Source organism: Zobellia galactanivorans, assembly GCF_000973105.1.
In the GTDB taxonomy this organism is placed as follows: domain Bacteria; phylum Bacteroidota; class Bacteroidia; order Flavobacteriales; family Flavobacteriaceae; genus Zobellia; species Zobellia galactanivorans.
The window spans coordinates 3,101,292-3,116,794 of the sequence record NC_015844.1; the positions used below are offsets into that span (position 1 = coordinate 3,101,292).

The window sequence follows — 15,503 nt, forward strand, 5'->3', positions numbered from 1 at the left end:
ATTATTTTAGCTTTCAGATTTGATGAAAGATTCTGGATTATCATCTATCTTTTTCATCATATCTTCTTTGTATTTTGATATGGCGTATTGGGTTAACTCTTCTTGTGCTTTTAGAAGTTCTTTCTTTTCCAACAATAGTTTTTCAGATTCTAAATGCTTTATCAAGTCTCGTTCTTGTCCGTTTTTATCTTTATGATAGTTGTATTGAATGTAAATACCTTGTTCTGCTATGATTAGCTCTTGGGTGTTCTGTTTTAAGAAGTCATAAGGTGATTTGATTAGCATTAGTTTAAAGAAAATAGGCGTTAATTCAATAGCTAAAAAGAGTAGTGTTATAAAAAGAGAAATCCAAAAGCCAGCTATCTTGTGCGCGAGTTTAATTCTTTCTAATAAACCATCAAGACCAGATGCGACAACTTCAGCGTTGTCGATGTCTTTTTGCTTGTTTTTTTCAAATTTGACAATGTTTTGATATGACTTTTCAATTAATGGTGTATTCTTATTTTTGATAATGTTAATTTCAGAATCCAGCCTTTTCATCTGCTGTTCAATCTTTTTAGCTTCTGGTCCATAACCTCTTGGGCCAGCGTCACCACTCATTTCTTTAGTCAATTGATTTTCCAGTTCAACGTATCTTTCTTCTTTGGTTTGAATTTCGTTTTCCCATTTCGATATTTTTTCCTTTTCGTTTTGAATTCGACCCGCATACAAAGAATCAATACTTGCTATATATTCCTGTTGCTTTTGCATTTGCGCAGAGTGAAGTTCTGCATCAATCTCAGATTTAAACATTCTAATTTCAACAGGTTTGGATATAGTTAGAGCAATTATTGCACCCATAAGTAGTCGAGGAATTGCACCTTTAAGTTCTCCCCATGTAATTGCTTCTGTACCATCACCTGTTCCTGTACTTGAAACAATAAATCTGTCGAGATTAAAAATCATTAAGCCCCAAAAAACACCAAAAATTATTGAAAGCAAGGATGTTGTCCAACTTACAGTATCAGCTTCAATTGCTGAACCTCTTGGTTCAAAAATTGTGTAGAACGCATAACCACCAGCTAATGCGGCCATAAGTCCAGTTGCAACAATAATTCCACCAAGACACATATATTTTACTTGGTCAGAATAAGTTGAACGTTCTAATATGTAGCTGTCGCCACCGGCGGCCTTCCAGAAGAAGCGCATAATTTTAGATGGTTTAGGGCTTTTGTAGAAGTCTCTTTCCATAATTTTAAGGTTTGATTGGATAGTTAGATTTTACAAATGGCTCGAAATCCAATCTTAATTCTTTAGATAAGATTTTAGGCCGATTTAGCTTGATTTTTTTGGTAACTTGATAATTGAATGAATCATCAAGAGTCTTTTTTAAGTCTCTCCTAATCAAAGGAACTGAGCTTAAATTCGATAAATTGGTTTTGGATGAAAAAGTGTTTAATACTGAAGGCGAAGTTGATTCTATGCTAATTTTCTTGGTTTGTTTTTGCCCACCAATACCATTAAAAGTAATTTCGAAGTCATTGATTCTATTTTCTAGTTTTACTTCTAGGTGAGATATATTACCTGGTAAAACCGCCAAGTTTGATATGATGATTTTATGACAACCAACAACGTTCCATTTTATTTGTGTTTCATTTCCACGAACAGTTAATTTTGTTGTATAAACAAAATGTTCAATGTGCAGTTTTTTTGCAAAAAGCAAGTTTTTAATAAACTGAAGTGAACACAATAAATTTGTGTAGAGGAATTGTATTTTAGGTATGATGGTTATATTCATTCAGTTTGGTTGGTCAGGTTTTTTCAGAAAGTCAATTTGCAATTATTTCATTTCGCTATATTTTTCGTAATATCATTAATTCAGCGTTGGCAAGAAACAGCTCTTGTGGTTTTTTAGTGTTGGCTTATGTGTTGGCAAAAAAACAAATGTGCTGTTTGTGCGTTGGTTTTTTTAGTTCAAATATTTAATTTTAAACTCGATTCTCGCATTACGTACAACTACTGGATATGCGCCTAATTCCGCATAACCATCGTATTTGGTCTAGATCTTATACCTTTTTTGAACTATATATGGCATAATAGCTCTGTTCCTGTTTTTGTGAAAATAAAGAGGATTAAACGGTACGCTACAAATATCTCCATTTTGAATGTTACAGCCTTACGTAAAAGCGTAATCTCAAAAAAAAATAGGGTTAAAATCTAAAAGAAAACAAGTGTTGTAATCTATCGCATTTTTTTATTTCTCGCTCAATTCCCAACATCCTTTTCCTACTGCTTCTAAATATCGCAAAATCCCAATTTAAAAAGCAAAAGCAGTTGATATATCTAGTAGTTATAAACTTGTTATTCAAGCAAGCTGGCACGAGCGTGACGCTTGAGCTAGCGGGGGTGATGGGGGTACTCCGTCATTTGATGGCGGAGCCATCCATGTGATTGGCTGTAGTGTTTTTTCAATCCCATATGTTTGGTCTATTAATTTTCATTGCTCTTAAATACGACAGAAAATGTCCTGCGTGAACTGATTCGTGATATCCGATCCGCAATAAATATTTTCCAAGTATTTTCTTTTCTCCGTTCCCTGGATGAATGATTTCGGTTTCATTTAATTCCGTATCCGAAAACTGCCGTACACTTTCTATAAATGTTTTTCTATAAGGTTCGGCAAATTCAAGTTCATCAGTAACGCTAATGAATGGTCGGTTTTCCCAAGGTGTTTTATAATTTGTCATATCACCTTGGTTAATAATAAGATTCCATCCATAATCAGCGGCCAAAACGTGTCTTATCATTTCTGACGCACTCATTGCTTTTTCGTCAGGTTTCCAATTATAATATTTCTCAGGTAGTCCATTCCAAAGTTTTATACTTCTTCTCCTTATTTCTGTAAAATTTAAAATTATGAGCTCAGATTGGGTCATATGCTATTTTTTTCGAAAAGTAACGCTAATAGGCCGATGTGTGCTTATTGCAGGTCTAAGGTATAAAAAGTAGCAATAGTTCGGGGGTACACTATTTTTAGTGAAGTAAGCTGGCACGAGCGTGACGCTTGCGCTGGCGGGGGAGTTATTATTTTAATGATTATGGGGTTGTGCAACGGTTACTTTTGTTAGCAAATGTGGCGATACGTTCGAGTAAGCACGAACGATTACGTTTCCGTATTTATTTCCATCTCAGTAAAATCCATTGCGTAAATTAGTCAATAGGTCTTTTTACATAGGTATTTCAGAAACGTAAAGTCTATCAGAATAAAGTTGCCATATAAAATTCAACTATTATTTTTCCTTGACGATAGTTCTATTTTAATTTTTTTAATATAACTATTTAAGGCACTAACACTTGCAAAACAAGCGAATGCAACCCCTAGCAAATTTATGTCCAACGTATTGGACCCTTTCGTTATCATACCATAAATAATAACCACCATTAAAACAAGTGATACTCCTATGATGGCTCCTGAAATTCCTTTCCACTTTTTGATTTCTGATTCTAATTCAGATTCGGTTTTGTTCTTTAATTCTTCGTCTTTCATAAGGTTAGGATTTTTTTGAGCCATTTATGCCAACGGTTTAGCTATGAACCGTACGGGGCACGCCATCTGCGACAGCAGTGGGCGAGTTGGCGCGTTGGCACAGTTTCCGTCTAGGCACGAAGCTAAAGCTTATTGTTTAGTTCTGTTTTTTCTTGTTTAAAGCTAAATTTTGAATATTTCGCCAACGCGTAATTTTCAATTTGGCGGACTTTATAAATATACAGTACCTTTCGATTTAGGATAGAAGTCCGCATTTCGTTCAGGTTTTGTCGGCAGTAGTTGTTATTTCAGTCTGAATGTAATAGGAATTGTTTTATAGACTACTACACTTTGTCCATTTTTTTTATAAGGTTCTAATTGTTTTAAAGAATTCATAATTGCAAAACATTCGGTATCTAATAGAATGTCAGCTCCTTCCGTAATGCTTAGATTATCGACTTTTCCATTCTCGTCTATCGTGAATTGAACAGTAACCCTTCCTTCAGTTCCGTTTTCTACGGCTATCTCAGGATATCTAAAATGCTTTATGATATGTTGCTGAATTTTTTCGTTATTCGGATCAGATTGAGTAGCTGTTCCCAATTCCCAGTATCTAATTGCGTTTTCAGGAATAAATTCGCCATATTTTAGAGTGAAATTATAGTCTCTAGTCGATTCAATATTCCCTTTTTTGTCATATCGTGTCCATAAGCCATAGGGTTGTTTTCCCAAGTAGGATTTAGACCAAATTTTCTGACCTTTTTTCGTTTTTGAGAAAGTATGATTTGTAACGCTGTCATTAATTTTTTTTATTTCCAGCATATATGGTCCACTTTCAACTTCTGTTTTACCATATTTATCTTTAAAATATTTGATTTCAGAATCTACCTGGCTAATAGCTAGATTTGAGAATAACAGGAGTAGGATAAAAATTTTTGTCATAAATGTTTATTTAAATTACATCTGTGAATAAATTGCGGTTATACATTGGGCCTGTTGCGCAGCTATGAATTCCATCAATACCTACTTGTTAGGTAGTTTTTTGTAAAATATAACTAACAGATATATTGGGTTTTTATTATTTTCTATAATTCAAAAACCATCAATTTATTGCTGATGACGGTGGTGCAAGGGTTACTATTGTTGTAGCTAGTTTTTTATGCTTACTAATCCAATTCTTTTTCGCATCTCTTTACAAATTTTATCTGTTGAACGAATTATTTCTAACGTATTATTTTCTGCATTTTCCCAGTATTCATCATCATTTTCAGTTTCAAAATTATATTCAAGTATTTCTTTCTTAACTAACTTTATTAGGTTGTCTATTTCCTCATAGACTAATTCAGAATAAAAAGGTTTATTATTTTCAAATGTATTTAAACACTTTTTAAAAGACTGTCGAAATTTTTCAAGTTTTCTTTTCTTTCTATCCGTTTCTGATTCTTTTGGGTTAACGATGTCTAATTTAGGTCTCAAGGTAATTGTAGAATTGCGCATATTTACTAAATCTCCCCATAGTTGATTATATATTTCAAACTCTTTTTCAAACTGTATTTTGTGAATAGATGCTTCCTTGTTATTTTTCAGTTTTTCAGATTCGTTTTTTAATATTTTGTCATTGTAATATTGGGTTTTAAAATACCATTTAAAAAATCCAAAGCCAATCATTATTAATCCAATTATAGCAATTACAGAATACATTTTCAGCTCCTTAGGAAGTCTCTTTATATCCCTATTTATTTGTTCTTCAAGTACATTTAATTTTATTTTCTCATTAATTAATTCTTGATGAAGGTTTATTATTGAATCTTTTTCGGTATTGGTTTTTAGTATTTGGTTTTTAACATTGTAGTCGTCAACTTTTAAATAGATTTCATTTGGTTTGGTGTTATATAAGTAAGTTCCAAAAACAAAAAGAATCAATCCAAAAATTGATAAAAATTTGTATAAGTTGTCTGTAGGTAAGTTAGGTATTTTCATTTTTCAAATTAGCTACAACGGCAGTCTGTCTCAAAACCACCTTTGATTTTGAATAAATTTAAGCAATTTGTGGTACAATGGATATCGGCCTGAAAGAAGGTTGGATTTTCATAAATAGGGATATAGGGTCTAAGAGCGCATATTTCGGTCTCACAAGGAAGAAAAGGAACATTTTAAGGATGTTGGTTCGATGTTTTGCCCTGGTTTCGGGCTTGCATCCTAATTTGATACGTCTTTTTAAATGCTAGGCCAGAGCAATCTGGAGAACATCGTCAGCGACCCTTAGCTTATGGCGCATTGTTCCCTGCGGTTGTTCATCCTTTACTTTATCGGTTACGATTTAGACGAGGAGCTCCCCTGGCACAGTACGATAAGCCCTACGCGCCAACTGTTCCCCGAAAGTGCGCTTCTATATTTACAGGGCCGCTCTGCCAAACATCCAATATTAGAGTTCCGTTTCTGATCCGACATAAAAAAAGCCCCGTAAAGAGGCTTATATAAATTCGTTTTTTGGCTTATCAACGGCTTGTGCAACGGTTACTTTTGTTAGCAAATGTGGCGATACGTTCGAGTAAGCACGTTCCGTTTCCATTCCCGTATTTTTCCGTTCGAGTCAAGTCCATCTGCGTGACAGTTGCGCCCGAGTAAAGTCCATTTGCGCAAACCTGCTCAGAATTCCATTCCTACTTTTGAAAAATGCAAAAATTGAGGACTTACGTCCTTAAAATGACAAATTAGTATAGCTGTTTTTTTGGTAACGAGTCTGTTACAAATAAGACCATTTTATTTGATAAATCTTATTTTAGAACACCCTATGTTTTTAGTACCTTTCAGAAGTTGCGATTATAAATACCATTGTAACGACAAACACAAAAACGAGTTCTAGAACCTCAATTTGACTGGTTGAACTGTAATCATAAATTGCAATTCCAACTGGTGCTCCAAGACTAGGAACTAATGTTTTTTTTGTAAAATATTTTTTCATCCTTTAAAACTTGAATTATTTTTTGGAGCCATTTTAGTTAACGTGTTTGTGTATGATTTCGTTGCGTGTTTCAGCAACTAATTTAGCAAATACAAACCGAATAGAAAATCCGCGAGGATTTTCGTAAGTAGGCGAGTACCAGCAATGAATTATACACGGTGTTGGCGGTAGTTTTTTTATTGATATTTTTCCAAAGCTTCTTTATAAATTGCTTCTGTTTCGTCTTTAAAACGGTCTTTATTATTTAAGAACGTATTAAGCTTTTCATAAATACCTTTGTAGATTATTTGATGTGCTTTATTCGCCAAATTATTTTCATCATAAACGTCCATTTCAAAATCTTCTTCAATTGCGAAATCTAGAAGTTTCATTAAATCTTCTTTTTCTATTTTGTCAATTTCAGTCCAATTTTCCGGTTCCGCTTTATCTTTTAGGAAAAAGGCTTGGTTATTATTAATCTTTAAGAATTTCATAATTCGTTATATTTCTTTGGTTATAAGCATCTTCTCCTGCTTCTAAACAGTTTAGAAGTACATCTAAGTTTTTAATTGTTTCTCCACCAACACTTTTTAATATTTTGCTAGTTGGATGACCAAAAAACACTTTGTAATCTACATTTCCTGCATTAACAGTTTTTTGCGTAAATACAAGGTGATTAGGATTTATTGATGCTCCGATAGTACTATTGTGAGTAACAACAATTACTGGAATTTCCTTTGATATTTCTTTAATTAATTCGTTTACCTCGCTTTTAAGAAAAATATTATCAAAAGAAGATTCTGGCTCGTCAATCAATAACAAATCGTGCTTTAATGCGTCACTTATTTCGTGAAGTAAATTAAATTCAGAACGTTCTCCACCTGAAACTTCATAGCCGTGTTTATTTAATGTTCTGTAATCGATATCTACAAAATATTTATAGAATTCAGTTTCTTCGATTCCTACGTTTTGAAGAGAAATTAAAAATTTATATGGATTCTCGTAATTATTGAACGCATCACTAAAACGTAAATTGGTTTTACTTTTCTTTTTTAATTGTCCAGCTCCTGTATATTGTTTCGTTTTTGCTAAAACTTTAAAACCTCGTATTTCTTTACTATCAATAATTTTTTCTGATTGGACATTTTTAACCAACTTAATAAACTTTTCAACTTTAATTTTCTCTGATTGAATTTTTGAAAAATCAACTTCCTCAATAGATGTTGTTGTTGAGCGAAATTTCAAACTATCTTTTATAGATTCTATTAAATTATTTGTCCAATCTTTTTTTAGATTTTGCTCATAAAGTTCATTGTACTTTTGAATTAGTTCAATAGCTAAATTCTTTAAACTAATATCTGTTGCGTGCTTATTTACTATATCTTTATACTCGTTGGTTTCAAGTAAAGTTTCTGTAGCAGATATTAACTTTTTAAGATTTTCTAAACTATCAAGTGTGAATTTCGTTTCATTATACAATTTACATTTTGAAAATGTATCTAAATTATTAGTTTCAGAAGCATATTTTTTTAGAGAAATTAAATATTTGTCGAGCGAAATTTCATTAGATTTTAAATCTATTTCGTTTACGTCTAAAACAACATCTTTAAATTCTTTGAGATAATTTTCCGTAACTAAACTGTGTCTTGTTGTAACTAATTTTTTGAAATTCTCTTTATCATTTTGTAGTAAAGAAAATTGTCTTAAATATTTTACGTTATCAAAATTTTCGCAAATCTTGTCGAGTGTATATGTTTTACCAGAAGAACGACCTCCAACGATTACATTTAAACTTGTTGACAACATAATTCCATCATCAGTCGCTTGAAAAAAGTCATTTCCATCTTCTTCTGAAAGAAAGACTTTAGTTTTATCATATAAACAACCTTTTATAGCATTTAATGTTGTCTCTTCAACATCAACATAAGTTTGTCTTGTTGGATATGAAGACATATTTTCAACAAACCTACAATCACTAAAAATTAGAGGTGTAAGTTTGTCAGCCTCTTTTATACAAGTTTTAAATTTTCTTAAACTAGTTACTTCTCCTGCAATGATGTTATCTCCTAATTTTTCTAAGGTGATTGGTTTAATATTTGGCTTTTTATCGTAGTGAGGAATTAAAAGGTAATCTTTGAGATTAGGAAAAATATCAATTAATTGCTCATAATTTATAGAATCATCTTTGGTAGGAATAAGGTCTTTTACTTTTTGGCATTTTAAAGCAAAATCATCAAGAATATCATTTTCAGATATTAATAATAAATGACCTCCTTCTAAATCAATTTCAATTCCAGGAAAAACTTTAATTTCTAGTTTTTTACATATTTCTTCAAATTGGATTTTGTCAAACAAATTATGATTAGTAATAGCTATACAATCAATTTTAAGAAGATTTACATATTCCTGAAGTGATTCTATGTCAAATTCAAAATGTCTGTCGCTTACAGATTGAACGGTGTGAATATGGAAATCAATTTTTTTCAATTATGTATGTTTTTTAAATTACCGCCAACGTACGTATATGTGTACAATTACACATATACCTCTTTATTTGGGTATAAATGTAATCGTTTAGCTTGCCCAAATACATGCCAATATAAAAAATCTTACACTTGTATTCTTACAGAAAAGCGTAATCTCAAAAAAAAATAGGGTTAAAATCTAAAAAGCAAAAGTAGTTGATATGTCTAGTAGTTATAAGCTTGTTAGTGAAGCAAGCTGGCACGAGCGTGACGCTTGCGCTAGCGGGGGTGCCGAACGCACGAATGCTTAGTTATGGTAAAACGTTTTTTTCTTTCAATTGGTTTCAGCTATTAATAATATTTCTTTATTGATTATTTCAGCATTTTCCTTTTTTGTAATTATAGAACCGTGATTTGCATCCATATAAAACTGTTTTCCTTTAGTAGATAGTTCTTTCAGTTCTTTTTGCATTTCGTACCATATTTGAGAATCTCCGTATTGTTCTTTTGCTGTAAAAACTAAAACAGGTAATGAATCCAAACGACTTGATTGACTAGCCCGTAAAAGAATATCATTATTTATACGATTTTCCTTTAGATATCTACGATAAACTTTTCCAGAATAAGAAGTAAGATTGTGTTTACGATTCTGGCAATCTTTTGGTAAATCCTCATCTATAGATTTTCGGCTTCTTAATGAATTATAAACTCCCATTAGTCCCATATCGGAAAGGACTGCAAGAGTTTTTATTAAACTAATTTGATTTTCTTCAAATAACCCATTTTCGGCTAATCGTTTCCATTGTTCTGGATGACTTGAGTCTATAAAGACCATTGCTTTTATTTCATTTGGATATAGGTCTCTGAATATTCGATTATAAGGACCACCCATAGAGTGACCTGCTAATATATAGGGTGGTTTTTCACCATTCTTTTCTAGTAATTTATGTAATTGGCGAGCATAAAATTCTGATGTAATACTGTCTTTACTTGGCTCGCTAAACCATTTTCCTTCCCTGTCATAACGAACAACTCTCAAACTTTTTTTCAATCCCTCAGCAACCCAATGAAATACATCTGTATCATTTCCTGCACCTGATTCAAGGATAATAGTTGGTAATTGATTTTTTGGACCTTCTGCTCTTATGTGAAGTTTAGTTCCATCAACATTAACTAATTTTCCTGGAGGAACTGGTTTTGAACTAAATAGTCGGAAACATAATCCAGATACCAATATTAGAATTATAAGTCCAGCAAAAATTTTACCAATCCATTTTATTATTTTTAGTATTAATTTCATCGTTTTCTTTAAATGTTTTACAACAATGGGATATTGTTATTGATGCTATATCCTTCTTTTTAGGACCCCTAATGTAGCACCTTTGTGAAGACCTACCTTACAGATTTATGTAAGGCTTTTAAGAAAGTTTTTAACAGGCCCTCCGTAGAGGGGGCCAAACAGTAATTAGGCCATTGCTGGCCCTAAAAAAGCAAAACGTTTTGATAGACGATGTGTTTTTTAATTACAACACCACGGTCGCTGCCGAAGAACGCAAGTTAGGTTTTGGGGAGAGTTCCCAGTTTTTGGTGAACTCCCGGGAAAGCAAACTCATAGATGCCGAACTAAAAAGGAATGCCGTGTGCAACAATTTTTTTCGGCCAAGGCCCAATTGTTCCATTCCATTGGGGGGAATCCTAAAAACCGGTAGGGTAGTGGTGTAGCGGTGATTTTGGGGTTTAGGGCCCCATTTTTTAGTTAGGGGAATAAATTCGCTGTGCGGTATCGGTTTTACGACCATATATGGCCCCTATGCCGCTTATCTTCTATAGGTCCACTTGGTCGGCTTTCTGCCCCTTGCCCTGAAATAAGCGGGAACTTTGTAGCAAATTATATGTTATGAAAGCCATGTATATAAAGCTTAAGATCCGTATAGAAGGAGGGGACACCTTGGCGATGGTCGTATGTTTCTTTATTTCCCTCTCCGTTTTCTTTATTCTGAAAGTCTTGAGCAGGGAGCTTCCTTTGTAATACCCGTTAGAGCTTTTAAAGAAGCTATACCCGTTTCTTTATGACCTCCTTGTTCACTTGGTTTCCGTCTACATCGTAATGGATGAATTCAATGACGGCATCCTTTTTCTCGCGGTAGACCTTTACCGCTAAAAATCCACCTTGTACTCTTAGAAATTTATGTTCGGGACGTTTGTCTTCCTGCTTCCAGCCTTGGGCATGAAAATCGCTTACCGGTCCTTGACTGAATTCACGTAGTCCGGTTGCGGGGTCTACGGAAACATATTGCCAATGTCGGTCACCGTTAATGACCAATACATTCTGGTCGGCCAGGTACTGGCGCAGCCATTTGCCTTCCGTGGCGAATGAGGTATTGGAGTGGTTGTCATACTTGCCTTTGGAGCGGTCGGGCCCTACGACCGGCGTAGGCGAGACCAGGATCTTAAACGTAGCGTCGGATGCTTCAACGGTTTCCTTGAACCAAGCGATCTGTTCCTCTCCCCAAATGGTTTTTTCCTTTCCGTCGGGAGATTTGTTGTCACTTCTAAATTCCCGTACCTCTACGTTCCATAGCTGTACATCCTTGCCCCATCTAAAGGTACGGTAGGGTTTGTCGATAATGGGCACTTGTTCCCGCCAAATATCCAGGCCATCCTCATAGCTCAATTCCCCAAAGGGCGTGGAATACGGATTGGCATCGTCTTTCAGTAGATCGTGGTCGTCTTTTTGTAGGTAGGCGGGGGTAGTTTTATAAAAATCGAAGAGGGCGGGCCACGAATTCATGGCGTGCCATTTGTGTCGTGCCAGTTCTACGGTGTAGGCCATGGGCCCAGGCTTGTCGTAATACACATAGTCTCCCGTTTGGCAATGGAAGAGCGGGTTTAGTTTTCGCATGCTGTCGTAGATTTTAAAACCGCGAACGGCATCGTCATGCGACCAATAAAACTGGCAGGTCGATGAGGTAAAAAATACCGGCACCACCTGGTCGGCGGCCGGGGCGGTCGTAAAGGATCCCCTTATTTCCGCCACCGGGGCCTCCGCATTTTTTCTCCCTTGAATCTGTATGTCATAGTGGGTGTTGGGGCGTAAGCCCTCAAACTTTCGTTTTAGGGTAAAGTCCCTATAGCCCGAAACATAGGTCCATTCCGTGCTGATCAGGGTGTCCTTTGATTTAAGGCTGATCTTTACCTGTCCCGAGGCGCCCTCAACCGCGCCTTCCATTTTAGAAATGGGCATGTTGTTGTCAAAGTCGATGGGAGGCCTAAATACCTTATCCTGTTGCTTGTGGTAGACGGCCACGGGCTGGGGCGATCTACAAAGCCGGGTAAGAAGAATGGCGGAAGTATCGGTTACTTCCCCAATTTTGAATCCGGTGGTAAAATAGACTTCGGTGTCGTCTTGGGCAGCGCCCGTAAAAAGTCCGATGGTCAGCAGTACTAGGGTAATGGTTCGTTTCATGTGGGTTTAGGTATAGCTTGTGGTCTCCTGTGGCCAACTTCTGAAAAACCAAACAGGAAGTATAAATATACCAATTCCAAACACTTTAGGCCCCCGGAATTAGTATTGGTAGGAGGCTATGAGCATTTCCGTCCATTCTTGAATGCGTTCGGGCGATGGTCTGTCCGCTTGGTCGAAGAAGAAATGTTGCGCTATTTCGAGTCCGCAATACCCGTACACACCGGTGTCGGAGGTCAGGGAAAGGGCCTTGTCCATACCTATGCCTTTGTACTCGGCCTGCGATTTTCCATGGGTATTGATAAGGGTCGCTCGCTTTCCTTTGAGGAGTCCTTTTTGAACGCCCCCGTCGTAGCGGTAGGCAAAGCCATAGCTAAAAACGCGGTCGATATAGCCTTTCATGATGGCCGGCATTCCCGTCCACCAAATCGGGTAGACAAAGGTGATATGCTCTGCCCAGGTGATGTATTCTTGTTCTTTTTGAACCTCTTCGGAAACCTCGCCCTTGCGTTGTCCGGCCATATCGGCCAAGGAAAGAACGGGGTTGAAGTCGAGTTGATAGAGGTCCCTTACTTCAATTTGGTGCTCGCCCTGTTCAAGGGTTTGTATTACGGTCTGTTTCAAATGATGGTTGAGACTTGCGGCATTCGGATGGGCGTAGATAATAAGATGCTTCATTTTCCGTAGATTTTTAGATTGATAAAGCAAATGTAGCCCAGGGCCTTGGGCTGTAATTGTAAGAAAACGAAATGCTATTCGGGCTTGCAGATATTTTCTTGGAATTTGAGGTATTGGGTCGGCGTATGGCCGGTGAAGTGCTTGAAGTCGTGTATAAGCTGGCTTTGGTCGTAATAGCCACAAGTCTCGATGATGTCGAACCAATGTATCGGTGAACTTGAATCTTGCAAAAGCGAAATGGCCTTGACGAATCTTAGGTACCGGCCTTTTTCCTTGGCGGTATAGCCAAAGTATTTTTTGTGGTTGAGCTGAATGCTTCTTTCGCTCTGTTGGGTTTCTTGGGCGATAATCTTAATAGGGTTGAACACGGTGTAGTCTTCCGTATGGTCCGAAATATTTTGAAAAGCCGTATCGCTCTCCCTTAGGTAGGGTTTGCAGAAATCGAGAATCAGGTCGACCCGCTCGCCAGGGCTTGCGTTTTTGATAAGTCGCCAGAGGTTGGTAAAGCAATTTTCGCCCAAGAGCGCATCTGGGTGTATGGGGAGGTAGTCGGACAAGATAACCTTACCGAAGAAGCGGTAAAAGGCATCGTCTTTAAAATTCGCCACCAACATGTCGGACCCTGGGGCAAGGGTGTAATCAAAGGCCTGTTTCAAGGGGCCGAGAACAAGGCATTTTTCAATGCTTATTTGAGTGTCATCCGCCGTCTTTAATTGAATTGGGGTGCCCAAACTAAAGACCATGATAATTTGAAAGTGGGGAAGAAGGGTGTGGCTTATGGATTGTTCCGTTTGATTTTCGGCCCTATAGAAATGGGTGAAGACGTCTTGGAAATCTTTGGGGACTTCTATTCTTTCGCCGTTTTGGTCGGGATGCTTGCTTTCCATTCTAAGACTTGGCTTATTCGATAAGTTGATTGCTTCCGCTTTGGGTCTTTGTGAATTGGGCCCTGTTCCTCGCAATGATTTGGCCCGGGTTGGTAAAGCTTCCGATACGAATTGAAACTTCCGCAATTTTAACGGGTTTTCTTTGGTTTAAAAATACAAGAAGATATATGGAGTCGAGGTATTCAATATTATTTTTTTCCAAGGATTCTAGGTCGAGGTCGAGTTCGCTTTCAACGGCATCTATGGAGGTGTAGGGCGCAAGGATCAAGAGTTCGGTCCATTCAAAATCGTCAATTTTGCCCAAGTCGCTTATGTTTTTTCCCGAGCTGAATTCCGCTTCGATTTTTTCGGTCAACAGACGGTCTGATCGGAGTTGGTTTGAGTAATGGCATGCCATTAAACTTAAAAATAGAAGGGTGGAGCCTATAGTTTTTTTCACGGTTCAAATCGATTGATGCGGTCGTAGAAGGAAGGGGTGTTGGGTATGTGCGTCTGTTTCAATACCTAGGGAACCCTATCCTCGGCGATACCACTAAAGTAGCATTATTTTTTTTCATGGTTTTCGGGGTGTCCCTCCCGATCGTCATTTTGGGGAAGGCTTCGTTTTTGTCTTTTGTTGGAGTAAAGCCTAGGTTTTATCCTTCTATATGCCTATGTATTAAAATGATATATGAATCAGTTAATTCTTACAATGTAATGTGTTTTATTCTATTCTTATGGGATTTATTTTTGAGGTATTGGTGATTTTTTAGACGAAGCGAAAAGTTACATTTAATGCGATATTAGGCCCTTTTTACAACTGTTAATGTGTTGTTGTACAGTATTTTTTGTCATAGCGATAGCTTTTGTAAAGAGCTTTGGTTTACGGAAATTCGTAAAATTAACAATTATAAATTTTGATAGGTAAGAAATTTCTTTAAATTTGATCGCCCTTTATTATGAACTTAATTACATTATGAAATGAGAAAATTATTACTTAAGACCTACTCTATTTGCACTAGTGAGTGTAGAACTTGTCAAGGCAAGTTTGATCGAATTCAATTTAACTTAAAATTGATTTGCTAGTCTAACTGTTTTACCGAAAGCAGTACCAATTTAATTATGATCCTTTTCTGGTTTGTGCCTTCATGGGTGTATTAGTATACGCGAAATGATAGGAGTCTGGATGCACGTATTTTTAAATGTAAGATATAGTGGTTTCCATTTCCTTGTAAACTAGAACCTAGTGAGGTCTGTTTTGAATCGTTTTTTTGCGATTACGGCAGGTTTTACAAATCGTCATGGATCTTTAAGGCGGTGTTCTTTCCGGTATTACTCCATTATATATAATGAATCATAGCGCTGTTTCCTCCATTTTTTTTGTTGAAAAGATGGGTGTTAGGTGGTTGTTTTCAAACTGTTTTAACCAATAAACTTAAGTGGTAAGGTAAAGTTGTGTCTTTCGGTCAGCGAAAATAAACGGTTAGGCCCTGATTTACCTAGGATAGTAGTTGTGACTGATTCATTGGTATTTAATTAAACAACATTAAATTTTGTGTTTTATGGATTTTTTAAAATCGAA

15 protein-coding genes and 1 pseudogene are annotated in these 15,503 nt (G+C 36.2%); 3 read left to right on the forward strand and 13 right to left on the reverse strand.

Features of this window, described 5'->3' with window-relative positions:
- Positions 1-6 precede the first annotated feature (6 nt).
- The 6 genes from ZOBGAL_RS12540 to ZOBGAL_RS22695 form a co-directional block, all read right to left on the reverse strand.
- Positions 7-1,230: a DUF4407 domain-containing protein gene (locus ZOBGAL_RS12540; protein ID WP_013993992.1), complete on the reverse strand. Its 1,224-nt coding sequence runs from the start codon at positions 1,228-1,230 to the stop codon at positions 7-9.
- Positions 1,231-1,234: 4 nt separating this feature from the next.
- Positions 1,235-1,777: a hypothetical protein gene (locus ZOBGAL_RS12545; protein ID WP_013993993.1), complete on the reverse strand. Its 543-nt coding sequence runs from the start codon at positions 1,775-1,777 to the stop codon at positions 1,235-1,237.
- Positions 1,778-2,447: 670 nt separating this feature from the next.
- Positions 2,448-2,915 (reverse strand): DinB family protein, encoded by a 468-nt coding sequence (locus ZOBGAL_RS12550; protein ID WP_013993994.1) that lies wholly within the window; start codon positions 2,913-2,915, stop codon positions 2,448-2,450.
- 347 nt (positions 2,916-3,262) lie between these two features.
- Complete coding sequence (locus ZOBGAL_RS12555; RefSeq protein ID WP_013993995.1) at positions 3,263-3,526, reverse strand: hypothetical protein; 264 nt, start codon at positions 3,524-3,526, stop codon at positions 3,263-3,265.
- A gap of 282 nt (positions 3,527-3,808) precedes the next feature.
- Positions 3,809-4,447: an energy transducer TonB gene (locus ZOBGAL_RS22690; RefSeq protein ID WP_013993996.1), complete on the reverse strand. Its 639-nt coding sequence runs from the start codon at positions 4,445-4,447 to the stop codon at positions 3,809-3,811.
- Between the two features lie 207 nt (positions 4,448-4,654).
- Positions 4,655-5,485, reverse strand: a complete 831-nt coding sequence (locus ZOBGAL_RS22695) for a hypothetical protein (protein WP_013993997.1) — start codon at positions 5,483-5,485, stop codon at positions 4,655-4,657.
- 259 nt (positions 5,486-5,744) lie between these two features.
- Between ZOBGAL_RS22695 and ZOBGAL_RS24095 the strand changes: the two are divergent.
- Positions 5,745-5,888, forward strand: a pseudogene (locus ZOBGAL_RS24095) (transposase); the annotation flags it as partial.
- 758 nt (positions 5,889-6,646) lie between these two features.
- Here ZOBGAL_RS24095 and ZOBGAL_RS12570 read toward each other — a convergent pair.
- From ZOBGAL_RS12570 to ZOBGAL_RS12580, 3 genes are all read right to left on the reverse strand, one after another.
- Entirely contained in the window at positions 6,647-6,943 is a 297-nt protein-coding gene (locus ZOBGAL_RS12570) for a hypothetical protein (protein WP_013994000.1), read from the reverse strand.
- Positions 6,924-8,936 (reverse strand): histidinol-phosphatase, encoded by a 2,013-nt coding sequence (locus ZOBGAL_RS12575; RefSeq protein ID WP_013994001.1) that lies wholly within the window; start codon positions 8,934-8,936, stop codon positions 6,924-6,926. The genes ZOBGAL_RS12570 and ZOBGAL_RS12575 overlap by 20 nt, the downstream gene beginning before the upstream one ends.
- Before the next feature lie 312 nt (positions 8,937-9,248).
- Positions 9,249-10,214 carry an alpha/beta fold hydrolase gene (locus tag ZOBGAL_RS12580; protein ID WP_013994002.1) on the reverse strand — a complete coding sequence of 322 codons (966 nt, stop codon included), beginning with the start codon at positions 10,212-10,214 and terminating at the stop codon, positions 9,249-9,251.
- Positions 10,215-10,414: 200 nt separating this feature from the next.
- Between ZOBGAL_RS12580 and ZOBGAL_RS12585 the strand changes: the two genes are divergently transcribed.
- Positions 10,415-10,636, forward strand: a complete 222-nt coding sequence (locus ZOBGAL_RS12585; protein ID WP_158499727.1) for a hypothetical protein — start codon at positions 10,415-10,417, stop codon at positions 10,634-10,636.
- Between the two features lie 175 nt (positions 10,637-10,811).
- Positions 10,812-10,943 carry a hypothetical protein gene (locus ZOBGAL_RS23930; RefSeq protein WP_013994004.1) on the forward strand — a complete coding sequence of 44 codons (132 nt, stop codon included), beginning with the start codon at positions 10,812-10,814 and terminating at the stop codon, positions 10,941-10,943.
- A gap of 24 nt (positions 10,944-10,967) precedes the next feature.
- Here the strand turns inward: ZOBGAL_RS23930 and ZOBGAL_RS12590 are convergent, their stop codons facing one another.
- From ZOBGAL_RS12590 to ZOBGAL_RS12605, 4 genes are all read right to left on the reverse strand, one after another.
- The gene (locus ZOBGAL_RS12590) at positions 10,968-12,380 is read right to left on the reverse strand and encodes an alkaline phosphatase D family protein (protein WP_013994005.1); all 1,413 of its coding nucleotides are present in this window, start codon (positions 12,378-12,380) and stop codon (positions 10,968-10,970) included.
- Between the two features lie 99 nt (positions 12,381-12,479).
- Positions 12,480-13,055, reverse strand: a complete 576-nt coding sequence (locus ZOBGAL_RS12595) for an NAD(P)H-dependent oxidoreductase (protein ID WP_013994006.1) — start codon at positions 13,053-13,055, stop codon at positions 12,480-12,482.
- A gap of 74 nt (positions 13,056-13,129) precedes the next feature.
- Positions 13,130-13,942 carry a helix-turn-helix domain-containing protein gene (locus ZOBGAL_RS12600; protein WP_013994007.1) on the reverse strand — a complete coding sequence of 271 codons (813 nt, stop codon included), beginning with the start codon at positions 13,940-13,942 and terminating at the stop codon, positions 13,130-13,132.
- 13 nt (positions 13,943-13,955) lie between these two features.
- Positions 13,956-14,381 (reverse strand): hypothetical protein, encoded by a 426-nt coding sequence (locus tag ZOBGAL_RS12605; RefSeq protein WP_148560707.1) that lies wholly within the window; start codon positions 14,379-14,381, stop codon positions 13,956-13,958.
- Positions 14,382-15,503: the final 1,122 nt, after the last annotated feature.

Bases quoted from the DNA above. Each gene is read 5' to 3' on its own strand.
- ZOBGAL_RS12540 (WP_013993992.1), bottom strand. From the start codon at position 1,230: ATGGAAAGAGACTTCTACAAAAGCCCTAAACCATCTAAAATTATGCGC.
- ZOBGAL_RS12545 (WP_013993993.1), bottom strand. From the start codon at position 1,777: ATGAATATAACCATCATACCTAAAATACAATTCCTCTACACAAATTTA.
- ZOBGAL_RS12550 (WP_013993994.1), bottom strand. From the start codon at position 2,915: ATGACCCAATCTGAGCTCATAATTTTAAATTTTACAGAAATAAGGAGA.
- ZOBGAL_RS12555 (WP_013993995.1), bottom strand. From the start codon at position 3,526: ATGAAAGACGAAGAATTAAAGAACAAAACCGAATCTGAATTAGAATCA.
- ZOBGAL_RS22690 (WP_013993996.1), bottom strand. From the start codon at position 4,447: ATGACAAAAATTTTTATCCTACTCCTGTTATTCTCAAATCTAGCTATT.
- ZOBGAL_RS22695 (WP_013993997.1), bottom strand. From the start codon at position 5,485: ATGAAAATACCTAACTTACCTACAGACAACTTATACAAATTTTTATCA.
- ZOBGAL_RS12570 (WP_013994000.1), bottom strand. From the start codon at position 6,943: ATGAAATTCTTAAAGATTAATAATAACCAAGCCTTTTTCCTAAAAGAT.
- ZOBGAL_RS12580 (WP_013994002.1), bottom strand. From the start codon at position 10,214: ATGAAATTAATACTAAAAATAATAAAATGGATTGGTAAAATTTTTGCT.
- ZOBGAL_RS23930 (WP_013994004.1), top strand. From the start codon at position 10,812: ATGAAAGCCATGTATATAAAGCTTAAGATCCGTATAGAAGGAGGGGAC.
- ZOBGAL_RS12590 (WP_013994005.1), bottom strand. From the start codon at position 12,380: ATGAAACGAACCATTACCCTAGTACTGCTGACCATCGGACTTTTTACG.
- ZOBGAL_RS12595 (WP_013994006.1), bottom strand. From the start codon at position 13,055: ATGAAGCATCTTATTATCTACGCCCATCCGAATGCCGCAAGTCTCAAC.
- ZOBGAL_RS12600 (WP_013994007.1), bottom strand. From the start codon at position 13,942: ATGGAAAGCAAGCATCCCGACCAAAACGGCGAAAGAATAGAAGTCCCC.